Source organism: Clostridium sp. AWRP, from assembly GCF_004006395.2.
Taxonomy (GTDB): domain Bacteria; phylum Bacillota; class Clostridia; order Clostridiales; family Clostridiaceae; genus Clostridium_B.
This window is the reverse complement of the sequence record NZ_CP029758.2, coordinates 3513016-3531909: the sequence shown is the minus strand read 5'-3', so window position 1 is coordinate 3531909 and position 18894 is coordinate 3513016. Positions and strand designations below refer to the sequence as shown.

Genomic DNA, 18894 nt, shown 5'->3' with positions numbered 1-18894 from the left:
TATCAACTCCTTAGTTTAATTACTAGAGCTATTTATTATTAATATATCGATAAAGAGTAGTTTTGCTAACACCAGTTGCTTTCATAATTTCAGAAATGCTGTAGTTCTTGCTACTATACATTTTAATTGCCAGCTTAATATCTTTATCATTTACCTTTGGACGTCCTCCTTTTTTCCCTCTTGCACGTGCTGCATTTATTATTACATCACCAGTACGAATTTGATCTAACATCTTATTAAGTTCAGGACGCTCCCTTTTTATACCAGACACCTTTTCTTCATAGATTCTATCGCAACCTATCTGTTTCAACCTATCTATTTGCATTTAAAAAGTTAATTATTTCATTAACTGACTCATCATAAGTCAAAAAACCATGCCCCTCTAAATTTAAGCAAACATGAATTATATTATTTTTGTTCTTGCTATTTTGTGCTAGCATATTACTCATTTTTTTACTTGGCCAGTATCTGTCATTTTCTGAAGAAAGAAGAAATAGCTTTCCTTTATAGTTATCAATATTTATCAATGCCTCTTGATTAAAATTTTTCTCTATAGATTTTTCATGAATTCTACAAAAATATTGATTCTTTGTATCTTCAATATCATCTTCATTAAATTCAAACTTGATGTATGGCAGCTCCTCATTATTAAAAGACCATGAAGATTTAGGTGGTACCTGTGACATGCTGTAAAGATTCTTTGGTAAACCTTGAAATACATAACAGCTAGCTACACAAGCAATAGTAATTGCTGACTCCATATATTGGGTTAATAATATTGCGGCTTCTCCACCTTTAGAGGATCCAATAAAAATCACCTTATTATCAGCTACTTTATAATTTTCTTTAATAAAATTAGTAGCATTTATAAAGTACTCCAATGGAACAGCTTCCAAAGATTCAGAAAGTTCACCAACGCCATAATATGCTAATCGTAAAACATTATAATTAGGTATTAAATAATCCATTAATTTTTCACTTACAGGTGGAAGTCCGGGTACACTTCCTGTTATAATAACAACTAACGGTTTTCCTTCATTTTCATAAAAATCGCCATAAATTTCTTTAGTTCTATATTCTTTCATAAATTACCTCCATAAGTTTACATTTTTCTATTTGAGAAATTCTTTGTAATCTGAAATGAGTATTTCATTTATATATTGATTTACTTCATCATCCGTAAAATTAATATTCAAGGCTCTAAGGTGATAAGTACACAAAGAGAAAAGCATATCTTTAAAATTACTTGTAATTTTTTCATTAAGCCAGTATGTTATAACCCCAAATAAGCTGTTAGTAAGTAACACAGAAGTTACGTTGATATCATTAATACCAGATGAGTGGAATTGATCTAAATGTTCCAATATTCCTTTTAAATAAACATTTGTTTTGTCTAATATCTCCCAACGTTTCTTTTCGAATGATTCATTAATTCCCATAGATTTTACAAATAGTATCTTTGAGAATTCTTTGTTATTTACATATGTGCAAATTGCACTGGTCATTGCCAAAGTAAATTTTTTAACAATACTGTCTTTTACGGTCATAGAAGCATCAACGGCAGCTTTTAAACTCATATCAGAAATTTCTTCGTAAATCTGTGCTAATACTCCCTCTTTATTATTAAAGTAAGAATAAAAAGAACCTACTGATACAGAAGCTTCATTTGTAATATCCTTTATCGAAGAATCAATGTATCCTTTTTGGGAAAAAACCTTTGCGGCTGCTTGAAGAATAGCTTTTCTTTTTAAATCTTTTATTTTTTTTGCTTTAGTAAGCCCAATATTATTCATAAAAATCTCCTTTAATTGTAATGAATTTGAATTCAAATTCATTATATGCTTATTTTCATAAAGTGTCAATATATAGTATATCTCTTCGATTTTGCTTCTAACTTTAAAAAAAGTAACTAAAAGCATATATATCTTTATTCGGTTTATTAATTTTTTCCTACGATTCCGAAATAGGTATAAAAATATAAGATTAAGAATTTATTATTAACAAAACCCACGCTAAGGAACAATATTCCATATTATTCCTTAGCGTGGGTTTTGTCGGAAATGTTGGTGCTACCCCATAGGATATTTTACTAAAATCTATATTAACTTCTGCTTTCAACATTTTTTATATTATACATATTAAAGTTTAATTCTAGAAACCTGTTTTTGACAGTTTGTTCAAATAATGATTGCTAAAATGTGTTATGAGTTTGGTTATTATTATAAATTATAATATTGTAGAGGTATCATATATAAAATTCAAATAATGGTTTATGATTGATATTGTATGTAGTAAAATGTTTACATAAAGTACTATTGTTAATTTGCCATGAAGTCCAAAAGGAGCAATTAAAAGTATATAGGTTGTATTGCCAGCCTTGAAACTTTTAATGTGAAATAAGTATACATTAGTTAATAAAAACTATATTATCAAAATACAATTAAATAAACTCCGATCTATATTTAACCTTAGGCTAAAGGATAATAGGTTAAGGCTAACATGGACGTTTTGGGTGTGAAAAGTAATTTTTATGCCTGCTATTTTGCAAAGGAGTTCATATTCATATAGGTAAACTATGCCTATTATGAGTATGAACTTTTTATATTATCAAAATATTTTTAATATATATTTTATACAAAAAATATATAAGTATATTATTACTCAGGGTATTTTAATGATACTTAAAAATTTGATTGATAATGATTTTTAGGCTCTACCGAGCCTTGAAATAAAAGGGGTGAGAGTTATGAGCACGCCTATTTATAAAGAAGAAGGAGTGAAGTTATTAATGAAAAAAAAGGTATTAACTGTATGCCCTTATTGCGGTGCTGGATGCCAACTCTATCTAGTTGTTGAAGATGGACAAATAGTAAGAGCAGAACCTGCTAATGGAAGAACAAATGAAGGAACTCTTTGTCTTAAAGGACGTTATGGTTGGGATTATCTAAATGATCCTCAACTTCTAACTCCACGTATAAAAAAACCTATGTTAAGGAAAAATGGTAAGTTAGTAGAAGTAACTTGGGATGAAGCTATTAAGTTTACGTCAGAAAAGTTAACAGAAATAAAAAATAAGTATGGTGCTGATTCTATAATGACTACAGGCTGTTCTAGAGGTCCCGGAAATGAGACGAATTATGTAATGCAAAAATTTGCACGTGCTGTAATAGGTACAAACAATGTAGATAACTGTGCTAGAGTTTGTCATGGTCCCTCAGTAGCAGGATTAGCTACAGTACTTGGAAATGGTGCCATGTCAAATACTATTCCTGAAATTGAAAATTCAGATTTGCTTCTTATATTTGGATATAATCCAGCAGAATCTCATCCTATAGTTGCCAGAAGAATAGTTAAAGCAAAGGAAAAAGGAGCAAAAATTGTAGTCGTAGATCCTAGGGTCACAGAAAGTGTGAGAATATGTGATCTTTGGATTCCATTAAAAGGTGGTACTAATATGGCTCTTGTAAATGCATTTGCCAATGTATTACTTAATGAAAATTTGTATAACAAAGAATATGTTGCTAATTATACTGAAAACTTTGAAGAGTATAAATCAATTATACAAAAATATAGTCCTGAATATTCAGAAAAAATAACAAATGTTCCTGCTGAAGATATAAAAAAAGCCATGAGGATGTATGCTAATGCAAAAAATCCAATGATTCTTTATGGTATGGGAGTATGTCAATTTGGTCAAGCTGTAGATGTAGTTAAAGGTTTAGCTGGTTTAGCTTTAATGACAGGAAACTATGGTAGGCCTAGTGTTGGTATAGGTCCTGTAAGAGGACAAAATAATGTTCAGGGCTCTTGTGATATGGGTGCTATTCCTAATTGTTACCCTGGATATCAAAAAGTTACGGATAAAAATGTTAGAGAAAAATTTGAGAAAGCTTGGGGAGTAAAACTTCCTGATAAAGTCGGATATCATTTAACAGAAGTGCCTAGACTTGTTTTAAAAGAAAATAAACTAAAGGCTTATTATATAATGGGAGAGGATTGTGTTCAAAGTGATCCAAATGCAAACGATGTAAGAAAAGCTTTAGATAAATTGGAACTTGTAATAGTTCAAGATATATTTATGAATAAAACAACTTTACATGCTGATGTAATACTTCCGGCTACTGCCTGGGGAGAAAATGAAGGTGTATACAGTTCTGCTGATAGAGGTTTCCAGAGATTCCGAAAAGCTGTTGAACCAAAGGGAGCTGTTAAACCAGATTGGCAGATAATTTGTGAGTTAGCTACTGCTATGGGATATTCTATGCATTATAATAATACAGAAGAAATATGGGATGAAATGAGAAGTCTCACTCCTAAATTTGCTGGTGCTAGCTATGAAAGAATGGAAAAGTTAGGAGGAATAATTTGGCCTTGTCCTTCTGAGGATCATCCTGGAACGCCTGTGCTTTATGAAGGAAATATTTTTAGTACACCAAGTAAAAAAGGTATTTTATTTGCAGCAGAATGGAGACCTACACAAGAATCTCCAGATAAGGAATATCCATTAAGCTTATGTACAGTTAGAGAAATAGGCCACTACTCTGTAAGAACAATGACTGGTAATTGTCGTGCTCTCAAGGCACTTGAAGATGAACCAGGTAAAATTCAAATGAGTTTGGAAGATGCTGAAGAACTTGATATAAAGGATGGAGATCTAGTACGGGTAAGTTCAAGAAGAGGTTCTGTAATGTCAAGAGCCTTAGTTACAGATAGAGTTCGTAAGGGTAATACTTATATGACTTATCAATGGTGGATTGGAGCTTGTAATAACCTTACTGTTGATAATTTAGATCCTATATCAAAAACACCTGAATATAAATATTGTTCAGTTAAAGTGGAGGCAATAGAGGATCAAGATAAAGCTGAAAAATGTTTATTAGAAACATACAATGAATTACGTAAAAAAATGGGAGTGAAAAATATGTAGCATTTAGTGAAGTTGAACACTTGTTATATACAAAATATATATTAAGAAAGGAATAAATATAATGAATACTTTTGTTGTTGCAGATCCTAATAAATGTATAGGATGTAGAACCTGTGAAATAGCTTGTGTAGTAGCTCATTCTGACAAAAATATATTTACATCAGAAAGCTCTGAAATTGAATTTTATCCACGTTTAAGTGTTGTAAAAACAGCTAAAGTTAGTGCACCAATTCAATGTAGGCAGTGTGAAGATGCTCCTTGTGCTAACGTATGTCCAAATAAGTGTATTACGAATAGAAACGGAGTTGTCTCTATAAATAAAAGCGCTTGTATAGGTTGTAAAACTTGTCTTATGGCATGTCCTGTAGGTGCTATTGACTTAGTTCCTGAATTTAATAACGGAAAAAAGGTAGTACAACATGGCTTAAAAATTACAGATGATGGTAAGTTATGTTTTAAATACAAAATGGTAGGTAATAAGTGTGATTTGTGTAATGGAAGAGAAAATGGACCAGCTTGTGTAGAAGTTTGCCCAACTAATGCATTTAATATAGTTAAATCTGATGAGCTTAATGAATCTATTAAAGAAAAAAGAAAACGAAGTGCATTAGGATTAACTAATATAGGTTGATCCGTAAATTTTGTGATTTAAAAAGTATTCCATTATTTACATTAGTAGGGGTAGTTGCCTTGTACTACAAAGTAACTGGGATTAATTAACGTCTAATAAGTTCGATGTGTTGAAAATTAATTTTCCATATAGTAAATCTACTTTGCAGTACACAGAAGCTACCCTGTCACTACCTCTATGTATACTGATTTTATTTTCTGAATAATGCAACAGCCCCAACCAGTTCTTGCAGCATCCAATATTTTATTAAGAATGTCTGTTGGTGTTTCTTTAGATTTATGCTTTCACACACTCGTTCTATTGTAAATTATTTCTATGCTCATAATGAGAATGTAGTAGATAAGACCATATCAACCATCAGCCTGTTAAACTTTTCTGCTTCTTCAAAACAGGAACTGTGTGCTGATTGTTCAAACCAAACAAGTTCTTTTTTGGGTGATTTTATTGCGTGAAAGAACTTTTCAGCCACAACAGACGCAACTTGATAATCATATCTTCCAAGGAAAAAATAGATGGGTATTTCAACCTCTTTTATTGTATTAAACAAATCCGTTTTCAAGAATTCTCCCTGAGAGAGCTTGTTTCTCTCGGGTGTGTTAAGTGACTTGAAAAAGCGGACGATATCTGCAAGGTTATATTCCGTGGATGTAAAAAACCTGATAATAAACTTTCTAATACTTTTTGAGCCATAAATCGTACCACCAAAATAGTTCAGCCATTTTCTCTGTGTACGTATACCTGTAATTCCAGATGAATAAACACCATTTTGCGGTTCACCGATTGCTGTAAGTTCACGTATGGCCTTTTCGTTTTTTTGCTCTTTTGCAGCCTGAAGTGTAAATCGGTAGGATACAAACTCGCTTTCCGGCATACTAGCAACCTGTCCGGTACCAACATATGCGTAAAAAAGCTCCGAATGTTGTGACACCGCAAGGATGCCAATAAGAGTACCCCACGAATGCGCCAGAAGATAGATTTTCTCTTTTCCAAGGTATTTTTTGAGATACATTGCCAAATCGCAGAGATCCTCCACAAACATTTGGATACAAAGAGGAATATGTGCATCCTGTTTGGTATATGATTTTCCGCAGGCACGCTGATCCCAATAAACCACAATAAAGTTTTTTTCGAGCGCCGCATTGTAGTACCTGAAGAGCGGAGTTTCAGCGGAACCTGGTCCTCCATGAACAAGTAATAGTACAGGGTTGCTACGGCATTCGCCTCGGATGATAACTGACTGCTTTGTGTTTCCAAGCGGTAACATCTGCATCTCCGCAATGCTGTTTTTCAAAATATTTCCCTGCACATCTTTAAAAGCGGGAGTGTGAGCCTTAAATATTGACATAGAAATCCCTCCGAAAAGTTTATGTTCTAATTATATAGATAATCAGAACTGCAAATTACTATTTGTATTAGGAGTTTTATATACTAAATTAGCCTTTAACACCATAATAGCACCATTTGATACAAAAATGCACCCAAAAGTATAATCTATCCATCATACCATTATTCAAGCAGCTGCCTCTCAAGCTCCTTGTAAGGTGGGCTTTTAATTCTGTAGGCTCATTTTCAGAATAAGTAAAATTCTCTGTTTCTATTCCGTCAAAAATATTTTCAACATCCAGATCTTCATTAAGACATTGTTTATAAAATAGTGAAATAGATTCTTATTTTTGCTAACATAAGAAATAAAACAAATATTTTTTTACAATATTGGCCTATAATATAGTTATTGGAGGTAATAGTATGGAATTAAAGGATACTTTACAATCATAAAAAATTGTGAAGTAAAGATTATTTACATGATCCATAGACAAATAGTAATTTTGTGAAGGAAAATACATGGTGACAAAAATGAATGATAATAAATGTGAATTGATACAAAACTTAGATAAGTTGCACACAACCGAGTTGGGAGCTAAACGAATTAAAAAGAATCTTTTTTTAAATGTGGATGATGTAGTAAAATGGTGCAGCGAGGAAATACTAAATTCCAATGCCATAATAGTTAAAAGAGGTAAAAACTGGTATATAGACATAGATAATTGTGAAATAACAGTTAATGCATATAGTTATACCATTATTACTGCTCATAAGATAAAAAATAGATTAGAATTCTCATAAAAGATTAAACAAATAAATTTCAACTTATCTGTTAGGTGATATAATGAAGTTATTTTAATAATAAAATTATAATATACTTAGGAGTGATGTAAATGCCATATATAACATTAGAAAGTGGAAAATTAACTAAAGAACAAAAAGAAGAATTAATTAGAAAGTTAACAGAAGTTTCATCAGAAATAATGCATATTCCAAGTGAATTTTTCCTTACTACTATTAAAGAATTGCCTGATGAAAATATTGGAATTGGAGGAAAAACAATTAACAAAACAAAAAAGGAATATATGGGTAAGCAACATTAATGTGAATAAAAATTCCAATTTGAAGTAGATATTATTTACATATTAATTACTCAAAAATAATATATAGGAGAATTAGAGAATGGAAAGTAAGAATAATGATAATACTTTTATTAATTTCTTAAATGATTATAATGAGTGTTTTTACAATAAAGACTTAGTAGGCTTAAAAGAATTTTATGATACAAAAGATAATGTTTTAATATATTTTGATAATCATAAGAATAATGATACATATACTTTAAAAGAACATCTAGAGTTAATTTCTAATTTTTTTGAAAAAGGAAAATCGACTGAATCTGGAGAAGTTGAGCCACTTATTATAGAAAATTTAAATGTTTTTCATAAAGGCGAGACAGCATGTTTATGTTTTATTTCAAAATATAAAAGTTTTCCTGTTCCAGAAGTAAGGAGTACTTTATATTTGGAATACATGGATAATAAGTGGAAAATTATTCATGCTCACTTTTCATTCCAACCTGAAAAATAAAATTATCAAATAAATTTCAACTTAATGATAGGTATTATAAATAATAATTAAAATTAATATTTTAGAATTATTATACCAAGCCATCCTTATGCTTGCCCTGGAAAGGGCGTGTATAAGGTGGACTAGCTCTGGGCTTGTCAAAGGCGCAAACCGTGCGTGAAAAATTTAATTTAATTAAATATTTTGCGGGTAGAAGGATGACTCCAGAGGAATACACTGGCAGTACAGTTATAATATGAATATAATAATATGATAAAATTTTTTGAAATAATGCAGTTTTTTAGTAAATTATTCAATTAGGCAAATTGAAATTTGTAGTTAATCAAAATTTTATATATGCCATATATATAGTGCCATATCATAATTATTTTTTGACTTCTTCTTACCTGCATATATAAAACCTTCATTTTCATATAACATCCTCAATTTATTTCTTTGCAAATTACAATCTAATCTTAGTGAATTAATACCATTTTTTAATGATAAATTTTTGTCAAAATTGATAAGTTCTTTTGAGACACCTTTACCTGCAATCATTCTCTTAACAGCCAACTTATGTATATAAAGTGACTTTCCCTTTGAAATTTCAGGCCAATACTTTGTGTCTAAATCAGTTATAGCCATGCATCCTACAGGAACCCCATTCTGGTAATCAATATAAAAATCATTAATCTGATAATCTTTTGATAGAGAATTCCATTTTATACTGTTTTCATTCCATTGATTCTGTAATTTATTTTTTCCCATTTCTGATGCAATGAGTCCTTCACAGGGAGCAGATAAAAAAGGACCAACAGCTATAATAAAATCAGTATCTAAGATAAATGTTGAGTCCATGAGCTTAGGTATGGCTCATAATTTCAAGGTAAGCAAAAACTTTCTTGACGGAGCTGAAGGAAGAAACGATATTATTACATTATTAAAGACAGCATCAATAATGGGAAATGGACAGATGCAGTTTAATTGTGTAGATAATGCAACTTTAATCGATGCCCAGAATCATCCTGAACAGCACAGAGATTTAATTGTACGTGTTGCAGGATATTGTGCATTCTTTGTAGAACTTTGCAAAGAGGTTCAAGATGAAATCATAAGTCGAACTGTACTTGGATAACTTTAGAGAAATACTAGTTAGGAGGTAAATTAATATGAAAATATAATCATTTTCGCTTAATAAATTTCTCTTTCGAAAATTCATATGCTTCTTGTATAAGAGGTTTTAATTTTTCAAAGGTATCTTTGCTTGGACTTAATACACTAATCCAACCTATCCAGGCGTATACAGGATGTGGAATAATTGTATCTAATATTGTAAAGTCATAATTCATATCTACAATACCGCCAGCACTAGGACGTTTGGGTATTTCTCCAAACATTTCCTTAAACGTTGATTTTCTTAGACCTAAGTTAACACGAAAAATATTCTTTCTATTAAGTTCAGAACTCTTATCATTTGCTCCATCTTTTTCTTTTATTGTTAAAACATAAACGCCTCTTTTTAAAACTTTTTCTGGATTATAAAATATCCCTTTTTCTCCCCAACTTTCAATTAATGTAGTACCTTCAAGGTTATTATTACAATATTGTAAAATTTCATCTATCGTCATTCTATCACCTCTATAATAAGAACAATTATCTTATAACTATTCTTATTATATCATATTAAGAAAATATTACATTATTTAATTTTCAACGATTCATAATTTGGTTTACAGCTACCAATGAAAATTATCTTTTTATATAAGGCATAATCATCATAACAAATGAAATTAGATTATAAGCGCTGTGTGCAATTATACAACTCAAAATTGAATCTGTTTTAAGAAAAAGAACCCCGAGTATAATTCCGCATAACTAATAATTGTCACATTACTTTTATCAATCAAATTACCAATTGTTTGCTCTGGATTTTTCATTATTAAAAATACCTCCTGCTTATATTTTCTTTTATTTTAACAGGAACATATTCGGTTGTACATTACACACTTTTTTGTCCAATTCCTTTTATACCTTCTTGTAAATATACTAAAGAAGAAGCTCCTTTTCCGAGTTGCCATAATATAATGGGTTTCCATTTTCCACGAATAATATAATGGGTTAATTCTAAAGGACAAGTATATTCATTTCTTAATTTCATTATCATCCATCCTAACTGCAAATTATGATTTACAATATTCTATCTTAAATTGGAATTTTCACATCAAAATTTCAATTAAACTTATCCTTGAGAATCCTGCTTCAAATATTTATGGACTATTACTTCAGCATTTCTCCAAATATAATCATCTATATCAAGATACGGAAAATTAAGCTTTTTTGCAACTAATTTTCCCAATGTTGTTTTTCCAGAGCCAGATGAACCAAAAATAGTAATTCCTCTTTATTGAATTTATTTAGCAAGTACTGAAAAATTTTTCTATAACTATATTATATCCACAAATTTAGAAATGCTAAAATAACCGAAATCAATATACTAGTGGATTTTAAACTTGAAATGTAGTATATTAATAAGTTGTACATATTAAATAAAAACAGCAGGGAGATAGAGATGGTTACATTAATATACAAATTTGATGAATATATTCTTTCGTATATAGCAAATAATATGCATAATCAGATTTTAGACAAGGTTATGATTGCATTTACTTCGCTTGGTAATACGGGGCTTATATGGATTGCAATTTCCATAGTACTTATAGCAGGTAAGAAATATAGAAAAGTTGGAATTATGGTTTTAACAGCTATTATAATAGGATCAATACTTGGTGAAGGATTGATAAAACACCTGGTTAAACGTACAAGACCTTTTTACCTTGACCCCACTATAAAAATTTTAGTTGCAAAGCCAGCTTCCTATTCATTTCCATCAGGGCATACTACGGCATCTTTTGCAGCAGCTAGTATATTATCCAGGTATTTCAAAAAATATGCGTCAGTATTTTTTGCTGCAGCAATTTTAATAGCTTTTTCAAGAATATATTTATATGTGCATTATCCTACAGATGTGATTGCTGGAATAGTGCTAGGACTTGTATCTGGTAAAATAACAATATATTTATTTAAAAAAATTAAATCATATTTATTAGAAAAGTGTAAATAAGTATAATTGCTAAGATAATCCACTAATTAATTAGATATTATAAGATTGAGAGATTTATTTTGTAATAACGGTGATATATCATTTCCTTAGAACATGTAAACGATGTATAAAACTATTGACGATATAAGCTTAAAAGTGTAATATAAAGTCAGAAATTAGTTAAATATTAAAAATAAAATAAATTTATACAATGAAGTATGAAAAAGCGACGAAGCTTCTCAAAGAATTTTATATTCTGGGAAGCTTTTTTTGTTCCTTTGATAGCTATCAGGAGACTATTCAGTTTTTGGTAAATATTTTGTTTAAATTGGAGTATGATTATTGTGAAAAATTTTAATGTTAAACCAAAGGTTTATTTTGGTACTGATGCTTTAAATCATTTGTGTGAATTAAAATGTAAGAAAGCTTTAATCGCTGCAGATCCATTTATGGTTAAGTCATCAACGGTTGATAAAATTACTGAACAGCTTGATAAGGCACGTATAGAGTATGATATATTTTCAGATATAGTACCAGATCCTCCTGTTGAAGTTATTATAAAAGGAGTTCAGGAAGCTGTTAAATTTAAACCTGATGTATTGATAGCACTTGGAGGAGGATCAGCTATTGATTCTGCAAAAGGAATAAGGTATTTTTGTCAGTATGTAAATAATGAATTGAATAACGAAATGAAAGAGCCCCTGTTTATAGCAATTCCTACAACAAGTGGTACAGGTTCTGAGGTTACTAACTTTTGTATTGTAACTGATAAGCAAAAAGGAGTCAAATATGCTCTTGTTGATGACAATTTGACGCCGGATCAGGCGGTACTTGATATTGAACTTGTAAAATCAGTGCCAAAAGCTACCACAGCAGAAACAGGAATAGACGTACTTACACATGGAATTGAAGCATATGTTTCTACAAATAGATCAGATTATTCTGATGCACTGGCAGAAAAATCAATAAAAATCGTATTTAAATACTTGTTAGCTGCATATGAAAATGGAGATGATGAAGAAGCTAGAACGAAGATGCATAATGCATCCTGTATAGCAGGTATGGCATTTACAAATGCTTCCCTTGGACTCAACCATGGCATGGCTCATGCACTTGGTGGAAAAATTCATATACCGCATGGAAGAGCAAATGGATTACTACTTCCATATGTAATAGAGTATAATGCAAACCTTAAGAATTTGCAAGGAAAGGTAGAACCTTTTAGTGCAGCATATAGGTATACTGAAATATCAAAATTTTTGGGACTTCCTGCATCTAACCAATTTGAAGGTGTTAGGAGTTTGATTGCAGCAGTTAAAATATTGATGAATAAACTCAACTTACCTAAATGTATTAATAATTGTGAAGTTTTATGTGAAAATTTGGATAGCGAAATTCATGATTTATCGATAACTGCACTAAATGACAGATGTACAAAAACAAATCCGAGGGTTCCTGAAATAAAGGATGTTGAAAGTTTGTTTAAGAGGGTTTTTTCTAAAGAATAAATTAAATCTATAACTTTATTAAAGGAATGGTGACTTTGGAAAAAAGAGATAGAATAATTGAAGAATTTGTTCCTGGTAAGCAGATAACATTATCTCATATAATTGCACATCCAGATAAAGATCTTTATCAAAAATTAGGATTATCTGGTGAATACAATGAAGCGGTAGGTATATTGACACTGACGCCAAGTGAAGCTGCAATAATAGCTGGTGATGTTGCTACCAAATCGGGAAATGTAAAAATAGGATTTATGGATAGGTTCAGTGGAGCTCTGGTTATAGTTGGAGATATAGGAAGTGTAGAAACTGCACTGGATGGAATAATTCTTTTACTTAGAGATGTACTTAATTTTACAGTATCACCAATAACAAAATCATAGGAGGAGAAGATTTGAAAAGAGTAATGTTTGTAGGCAGAACAGGCTGTGGTAAAACTACGCTGTATCAGGCTATACATAATAAAGATATTAAATATAAAAAAACCCAGGCAATGAACTTCTTTAGTGATACTATAGATACTCCAGGTGAATATGTAGAAAATGTAAGATACTATAGAGCTCTTAATAATACTTCTTCTGATTGTGATGTTATAGCACTTGTACATGATTGTACGAGTAAAGTAAGTATTTTTCCACCTGGCTTTAGCTCTATGTTTTCAAAACCTGTTATTGGAATTATAACAAAAATTGATTTATGCAATGATGAACAAGCGCTAAAAACAGCAGAAAATTTTTTAGTTAGCGCAGGTGCAAGGTATATTTTTAAAGTTAGCTCAATGAAAAGTGAAGGTATTAGTGCATTAAAGAAATGGCTTGATATAAATTAATACTATGTATTTGAAATTCTATGCTACAATGAGGTAGAAAGTTATTAAAGGGAGAGGATAGTATGAAAAGAATAGTGATAGCCGATGATGAACCTATTACTAGGATGGACATTAAAGAAATACTCGAATCGTCCGGTTACAATGTTGTAGGTGAGGCGGTAGATGGATTTGATGCAATAGAACTATGCAGAAAAAATTTACCTGACTTAGTAATTATGGATATCAAAATGCCTTTAGTTGATGGACTAGCTGCTGCAAAAATAATTAATGATGAAAATATTGCAGGTGCAGTATTAATTTTAAGTGCATACAGCGGCAGTGAATTTATTGAGAGGGCTAAAGAGGCACAGGTAATAAGTTATGTAGTGAAGCCTGTGGATGAAAAAAATTTAATACCGGCAGTAGAAATAGCTATATCGAAATCAGAAGAAATGATGGATATGAAAAATAATGTAAAAAATGCTGAAGATAAGCTTGAAGCTAGAAAGAGAATTGAAAAGGCAAAGGGATTATTAATGGACAAGTATAAGATCAGTGAAGGTGAGGCTTTTACACGACTTAGAACATTAAGTATGAATAAAAGGTGCTCTATGAAAGATATTGCTTCAACTATAATAGTATCTTTTGATATATGATTGGGTATACATTAATATGAATACGATTTTAAATTTATGCAAAATGTACACAAATCTTTCTGAAACCGATATCAAAAAAATAAGAGAAGTATCAAAGATACTTCCAACAATATCTGATCTTGTCCAAGCAGATGTATTTATAGATTGCCCTACAAAAGATTTGAATAAAGCTATAGTTGTATCTGAAGCAAAACCTGTAAATTGTCAGTCTATGTATAAAAATAGTGTAATTGGTAAACTGGCACTACGTGAGAACGAGCCGGCAGCACTAAGGACACTTGAACTTGGAATTTCAACAAAAGATATGAAGGCTGTTACTCAGGAGAATGAAAATGTAAGCCAAACAGTTGCCCCAATAAGAAATAGAAATAATAATGTCATAGGGGTCATAATAGTGGAGAAAGACATAACAGAAGATATTAATAAAAACAAATATATGGAAATGTTAGCTGAAACTACAGAGGAACTTACCAATAATCTTCTTTCATTAACAGGAAATGAGGGAACTATTACGAATTATTTGGATGATGCTATTATAATCTTTGATGAGTATGGAGTTGTGGAGTTCACTAATTCGGTTGCAGATCGGTTATATAAAGCCCTTGGATATAAAGATAATATAGTGGGTATGCATTTTAATAACGTATGTCTTGATGACAATTCATTTAAAAATGTTATGTCAAAAAAGCAGTTTAGTGTTTCAGAAGTAAACATAAGTAATTACACCTTACAAGTGAAATATGTATTTGAAAATTTAAGGTCAGTTGGGATAGTTATGATGATAAAAGATATAACAAAATTTAAACAGCAGGAAAAAGAATTGATGCTAAAGTCTGTTGCCTTTAAAGAAATACATCATAGAGTTAAGAATAATTTACAGATGATTGCAAGTCTTATTAACTTGCAGGCAAGAAGAATAGAAAATGAACAGACTAAAATTGCACTTAAGCAAAGTATGAATCGCATATTAAGCATAGCTGCAACGCATGAAATCCTATCGCAAAATGGAATGGATGATGTTGATATAAAAGAAGTTATAGGAAAAGTTGTTGAAAAAATAAAAATGTATAGCTGCAGTCCATCAAAAAAAATATATATTGACGTTTCTGGTAATAATTTTAAAGTTAACTCAGATGAGGCAACATCTATATCACTTGTAGTAAATGAACTTATTGAAAATTCTATTGAACATGCTTTTGAGGAAAAAGAGGAGGGAAGCATACATATTAAAATAGACAATGGTAAGATGTATTCAAGTATATCTGTTATTGATGACGGAATAGGATTTGATATAGATAATGTTGACAGGAAAAGTCTTGGACTTAATATAGTAAAAAGCATTGTTAAGGAAAAGCTTTTAGGAGATCTTAATATGAGTTCAAACAATAAAGGTACTAAAGTTGTTTTTGATTTTAAAAATAGCGAAAATTAGATTTTAACACAATGAAGTGTTATGTAAGGCAATGGAGCCCAAAGTTAAAAAACTTTGGACTTTTGTTTTTTGAAAAATTTCATCTAAATATTATATAGAAGGGAAGTGATAAATTGAAGCAGGAAATATTGAGTGTGGGAATTGATATTGGAACATCTACGACGCAGCTTGTTTTCAGCAGGATTACTATTGAAAATATGGCATCTAGTTTTTCAATACCAAAAATAAATATAGTAGATAAAAAGGTTATATACAAAAGTAATATTTATTTTACACCTTTGATATCACAAAATGAAATAGACGGTTTATCAGTAAGAAAAATCGTAGAATCTGAATATAGGAAAGCAGGTATAAAACCTAAAGAAGTTGAAACTGGAGCAATAATAATTACTGGTGAAACTGCAAGAAAAGAAAATGCAAGAGAGATTTTAAGTGAAATGAGTGGATTGGCTGGAGATTTTGTAGTTGCTACGGCAGGACCTGATTTGGAATCTATTATTGCAGGCAAAGGAGCAGGCACAAACATCATATCAAAACAAGAAAATTGTACTGCAGCTAACATGGATATTGGAGGAGGAACTACAAATCTTGCAGTTTTTAAAGAAGGCGAAGTAATTGATACCGGTTGTCTTGATATAGGAGGACGGCTTATAAAAATAGATAAAAACACACATGAGATAACATATATTGCTTCTAAAATTAAAAAACTAGCAGATAAATATGGAATAAAGATAAGAGTTGGTGAAATACCTGATATTTCTGATGTTGAAAATATTGTTAAAAAGATGGTGGAGCTTCTTGAACAATCTGTTGGAATGAGAAACCAAACACATGAATATGAAGAAATAATCACCAATAAAGGTCTTAAATTAAATTACAACATTGATTGTATTACTTTTTCTGGAGGAGTAGCAAATTATATATATGCGGGAGGCGATGAAGAAGATGTTTATAAATATGGAGATATTGGTATACTGCTTGGAAGATGTATAAAGAATTCCATACTTACGCAAAAATTTAATTTGGAAAAATCCAGAGAAACTATAAGAGCTACAGTTGTAGGTGCAGGATCTCATACCACTGACATAAGTGGAAGCACAATAACCTATACAAAGGATGTGTTTCCTATAAAAAATGTTCCTGTAGTTAGAGTTCATCAAAGAAATAATAGTATTGATAGCAGTTATATATCAGAAACTTTAAAGGAAAGGCTTCATTGGTTTAAGGTGGAAAATGAATTTCAGCAAGTTGCAATTGCAATAGATGGTACTAAAAGTCCAAGCTTTAAGGAGGTGCAGCAAATGGCATCTTCTGTAATAAGTGGAGTTTCAGATATCTTAGATGAGGAATATCCTCTATTTGTAATAGTTGAAAATGATATGGGCAAGGTACTTGGACAAACAATATATAAGATGCTTGATTATAAAAAAGATGTAATTTGCATTGACAGTATAAAAGTAGAAGCAGGTGATTACGTAGATGTAGGCAAACCGCTTATGCATGGACGTGTTGTTCCTGTAGTTATTAAAACGTTAGCTTTTAGTTCATAAAAGGGGTGAAGATAAATGATTTTAAAAACCAAATTATTTGGTCAAACGTATGAATTTAAATCAGTTAAAGAGGTGCTTGCAAAAGCCAATGAGGAAAAATCAGGAGATAAACTTGCTGGTATAGCTGCATCTACAGTTTCTGAGAGAATTGCTGCAAAAGTGGTTTTAAGCCATTTAACATTAGCAGATCTTAGAAATAATCCTGTGGTTGACTATGATGAAGATGAAGTAACAAGAATAATACAAGATTCTGTAAATGAAAAAATTTATAATGAAATTAGAAATTGGTCGGTTAGTGAACTTAGAGAATGGATATTAGATATTAAAACAACTGGTGAGCAAATAAAGAGGATAAGCAGAGGACTTACAAGTGAGATGGTTGCTGCAGTTGCAAAACTTATGTCAAACATGGATCTTATCGTTGGAGCAAGAAAAATTAGAAGAACAGCTCACTGCAATACTACTATAGGACTAGAAGGAACTCTTTCATCAAGATTACAGCCAAATCATACCACAGATGATATTGATGGCATAGTAGCATCTCTCATGGAAGGTTTATCCTATGGAATTGGTGATGCTGTAATAGGATTAAATCCTGTTGAAGATACAGTAGATAATGTAACTAAAATTTTAAATAAATTTGATGAAATAAAGAACAAGTGGGAAATACCTACGCAGGCTTGTGTGCTTGCACATGTAACAACACAGATGGAAGCTATTAAAAAGGGTGCTCCTTCAGACTTGATTTTCCAGAGTATTGCTGGTACTCAAAAGGGTAATGAAGCTTTTGGAATAACTGCAAGTATGCTGGATGAAGCAAAGGAAATTGTTACAAAGCTTGGAACATCAACAGGACCTAATGTAATGTATTTTGAAACAGGTCAGGGTTCTGAACTTTCGTCAAATGCACATAATGGTGCAGATCAAGTAACATTGGAAGCTAGGTGTTATGGGCTGGCAAAAAGATATAGCCCATTTCTTGTAAATACAGTTGTTGGATTTATAGGACCTGAATTTTTATATGATAGTAAACAGGTTACAAGAGCTGGACTTGAGGATCATTTTATGGGAAAACTTACTGGAATACCTATGGGATGTGATGCTTGTTATACAAATCATATGAAAGCAGATCAGAATGATATTGAAAATTTGGCTGTACTTCTTGCTACGGCTGGTTGTAATTACTTTATGGGTGTACCTTTTGGGGATGATGTAATGCTTAATTACCAATGTACAAGTTATCACGACACTCCAACACTTAGACAATTACTTGGATTGAAGCCTATAAAGGAATTTGATCAGTGGCTTGAAAAAATGGGAATAACTGAAGATGGCAAATTCACTGAAATTGCTGGAGATGCATCTATATTTCTTAAATAATAAGGGGTGAAAA

20 protein-coding genes, 2 pseudogenes and 1 riboswitch are annotated in these 18894 nt (G+C 31.1%); of the genes and pseudogenes, 14 read left to right on the top strand and 8 right to left on the bottom strand.

What is annotated here, in order from left to right; all coding sequences use genetic code 11:
• Positions 1 to 28: 28 nt before the first annotated feature.
• From DMR38_RS16360 to DMR38_RS16350, 3 genes are read right to left on the bottom strand one after another with little or no spacing between them, the layout of a single operon-like run.
• Complete coding sequence (locus DMR38_RS16360) at positions 29 to 325, bottom strand: helix-turn-helix domain-containing protein (protein WP_127722335.1); 297 nt, start codon at positions 323 to 325, stop codon at positions 29 to 31.
• On the bottom strand, positions 312 to 1085 hold the full coding sequence (locus DMR38_RS16355; protein ID WP_127722334.1) for an acyl-CoA thioester hydrolase/BAAT C-terminal domain-containing protein: 774 nt from the start codon (positions 1083 to 1085) through the stop codon (positions 312 to 314). The genes DMR38_RS16360 and DMR38_RS16355 overlap by 14 nt, the downstream gene beginning before the upstream one ends.
• Positions 1086 to 1112: 27 nt before the next feature.
• Positions 1113 to 1793, bottom strand: a complete 681-nt coding sequence (locus DMR38_RS16350) for a TetR/AcrR family transcriptional regulator (protein ID WP_127722333.1) — start codon at positions 1791 to 1793, stop codon at positions 1113 to 1115.
• A 644-nt stretch (positions 1794 to 2437) separates the two neighbouring features.
• A riboswitch (molybdenum cofactor riboswitch) is annotated at positions 2438 to 2569 on the top strand.
• Between the two features lie 219 nt (positions 2570 to 2788).
• On the opposite strand from DMR38_RS16350, the gene fdhF reads away from it, so the two are divergent.
• Both fdhF and DMR38_RS16340 read left to right on the top strand, forming a co-directional pair.
• Positions 2789 to 4927 carry a formate dehydrogenase subunit alpha gene (gene fdhF, locus DMR38_RS16345; RefSeq protein ID WP_127722332.1) on the top strand — a complete coding sequence of 713 codons (2139 nt, stop codon included), beginning with the start codon at positions 2789 to 2791 and terminating at the stop codon, positions 4925 to 4927.
• A 61-nt stretch (positions 4928 to 4988) separates the two neighbouring features.
• The gene (locus DMR38_RS16340) at positions 4989 to 5558 is read left to right on the top strand and encodes a 4Fe-4S dicluster domain-containing protein (protein WP_127722331.1); all 570 of its coding nucleotides are present in this window, start codon (positions 4989 to 4991) and stop codon (positions 5556 to 5558) included.
• Between the two features lie 319 nt (positions 5559 to 5877).
• Here the strand turns inward: DMR38_RS16340 and DMR38_RS16335 are convergent, their stop codons facing one another.
• Positions 5878 to 6903: an alpha/beta hydrolase gene (locus tag DMR38_RS16335; RefSeq protein ID WP_127722330.1), complete on the bottom strand. Its 1026-nt coding sequence runs from the start codon at positions 6901 to 6903 to the stop codon at positions 5878 to 5880.
• A 497-nt stretch (positions 6904 to 7400) separates the two neighbouring features.
• Between DMR38_RS16335 and DMR38_RS16325 the strand changes: the two genes are divergently transcribed.
• From DMR38_RS16325 to DMR38_RS16315, 3 genes are all read left to right on the top strand, one after another.
• Positions 7401 to 7682, top strand: coding sequence for a DUF3781 domain-containing protein (locus tag DMR38_RS16325; protein WP_175413038.1), 282 nt, complete (start codon positions 7401 to 7403; stop codon positions 7680 to 7682).
• A 92-nt stretch (positions 7683 to 7774) separates the two neighbouring features.
• Positions 7775 to 7984, top strand: a complete 210-nt coding sequence (gene dmpI / locus DMR38_RS16320) for a 4-oxalocrotonate tautomerase DmpI (protein WP_127722329.1) — start codon at positions 7775 to 7777, stop codon at positions 7982 to 7984.
• A gap of 79 nt (positions 7985 to 8063) precedes the next feature.
• Positions 8064 to 8471 carry a nuclear transport factor 2 family protein gene (locus tag DMR38_RS16315; RefSeq protein WP_127722328.1) on the top strand — a complete coding sequence of 136 codons (408 nt, stop codon included), beginning with the start codon at positions 8064 to 8066 and terminating at the stop codon, positions 8469 to 8471.
• A 330-nt stretch (positions 8472 to 8801) separates the two neighbouring features.
• On the opposite strand, the gene DMR38_RS16310 is transcribed toward DMR38_RS16315, so the two are convergent.
• The gene (locus tag DMR38_RS16310; RefSeq protein ID WP_127722327.1) at positions 8802 to 9218 is read right to left on the bottom strand and encodes a GNAT family N-acetyltransferase; all 417 of its coding nucleotides are present in this window, start codon (positions 9216 to 9218) and stop codon (positions 8802 to 8804) included.
• Between DMR38_RS16310 and DMR38_RS16305 the strand changes: the two are divergent.
• Positions 9214 to 9585 (top strand): annotated as a pseudogene (locus DMR38_RS16305) (glycine radical domain-containing protein); the annotation flags it as partial. The gene DMR38_RS16310 and the pseudogene DMR38_RS16305 overlap by 5 nt on opposite strands.
• Before the next feature lie 46 nt (positions 9586 to 9631).
• Here DMR38_RS16305 and DMR38_RS16300 read toward each other — a convergent pair.
• The 3 genes and pseudogenes from DMR38_RS16300 to DMR38_RS22375 form a co-directional block, all read right to left on the bottom strand.
• A complete protein-coding gene (locus tag DMR38_RS16300) occupies positions 9632 to 10078 on the bottom strand; it encodes a DUF6194 family protein (RefSeq protein WP_127722325.1) in 447 nt (148 codons plus the stop codon).
• Between the two features lie 380 nt (positions 10079 to 10458).
• Positions 10459 to 10608: pseudogene (locus tag DMR38_RS16285) on the bottom strand (transcriptional regulator); the annotation flags it as partial.
• 81 nt (positions 10609 to 10689) lie between these two features.
• Positions 10690 to 10839, bottom strand: coding sequence for a shikimate kinase (locus tag DMR38_RS22375; RefSeq protein WP_279230818.1), 150 nt, complete (start codon positions 10837 to 10839; stop codon positions 10690 to 10692).
• 180 nt (positions 10840 to 11019) lie between these two features.
• On the opposite strand from DMR38_RS22375, the gene DMR38_RS16275 reads away from it, so the two are divergent.
• The 8 genes from DMR38_RS16275 (at position 11020) to DMR38_RS16240 (ending at position 18881) form a co-directional block, all read left to right on the top strand.
• Positions 11020 to 11571, top strand: a complete 552-nt coding sequence (locus tag DMR38_RS16275; protein ID WP_127722324.1) for a phosphatase PAP2 family protein — start codon at positions 11020 to 11022, stop codon at positions 11569 to 11571.
• A 323-nt stretch (positions 11572 to 11894) separates the two neighbouring features.
• Positions 11895 to 13058: a 1-propanol dehydrogenase PduQ gene (locus tag DMR38_RS16270; protein ID WP_127722323.1), complete on the top strand. Its 1164-nt coding sequence runs from the start codon at positions 11895 to 11897 to the stop codon at positions 13056 to 13058.
• Positions 13059 to 13084: 26 nt separating this feature from the next.
• Positions 13085 to 13438 (top strand): BMC domain-containing protein, encoded by a 354-nt coding sequence (locus tag DMR38_RS16265; RefSeq protein ID WP_127722322.1) that lies wholly within the window; start codon positions 13085 to 13087, stop codon positions 13436 to 13438.
• 11 nt (positions 13439 to 13449) lie between these two features.
• Positions 13450 to 13884: a EutP/PduV family microcompartment system protein gene (locus DMR38_RS16260; protein WP_127722321.1), complete on the top strand. Its 435-nt coding sequence runs from the start codon at positions 13450 to 13452 to the stop codon at positions 13882 to 13884.
• 62 nt (positions 13885 to 13946) lie between these two features.
• A complete protein-coding gene (locus DMR38_RS16255; RefSeq protein ID WP_063600110.1) occupies positions 13947 to 14519 on the top strand; it encodes a response regulator in 573 nt (190 codons plus the stop codon).
• A 16-nt stretch (positions 14520 to 14535) separates the two neighbouring features.
• The gene (locus tag DMR38_RS16250; RefSeq protein WP_127722320.1) at positions 14536 to 15951 is read left to right on the top strand and encodes a histidine kinase N-terminal domain-containing protein; all 1416 of its coding nucleotides are present in this window, start codon (positions 14536 to 14538) and stop codon (positions 15949 to 15951) included.
• Between the two features lie 113 nt (positions 15952 to 16064).
• Positions 16065 to 17501, top strand: a complete 1437-nt coding sequence (gene eutA, locus DMR38_RS16245) for an ethanolamine ammonia-lyase reactivating factor EutA (protein ID WP_127722319.1) — start codon at positions 16065 to 16067, stop codon at positions 17499 to 17501.
• Positions 17502 to 17516: 15 nt separating this feature from the next.
• Positions 17517 to 18881, top strand: a complete 1365-nt coding sequence (locus DMR38_RS16240) for an ethanolamine ammonia-lyase subunit EutB (protein WP_127722318.1) — start codon at positions 17517 to 17519, stop codon at positions 18879 to 18881.
• The last annotated feature ends 13 nt before the right edge of the window (positions 18882 to 18894 follow it).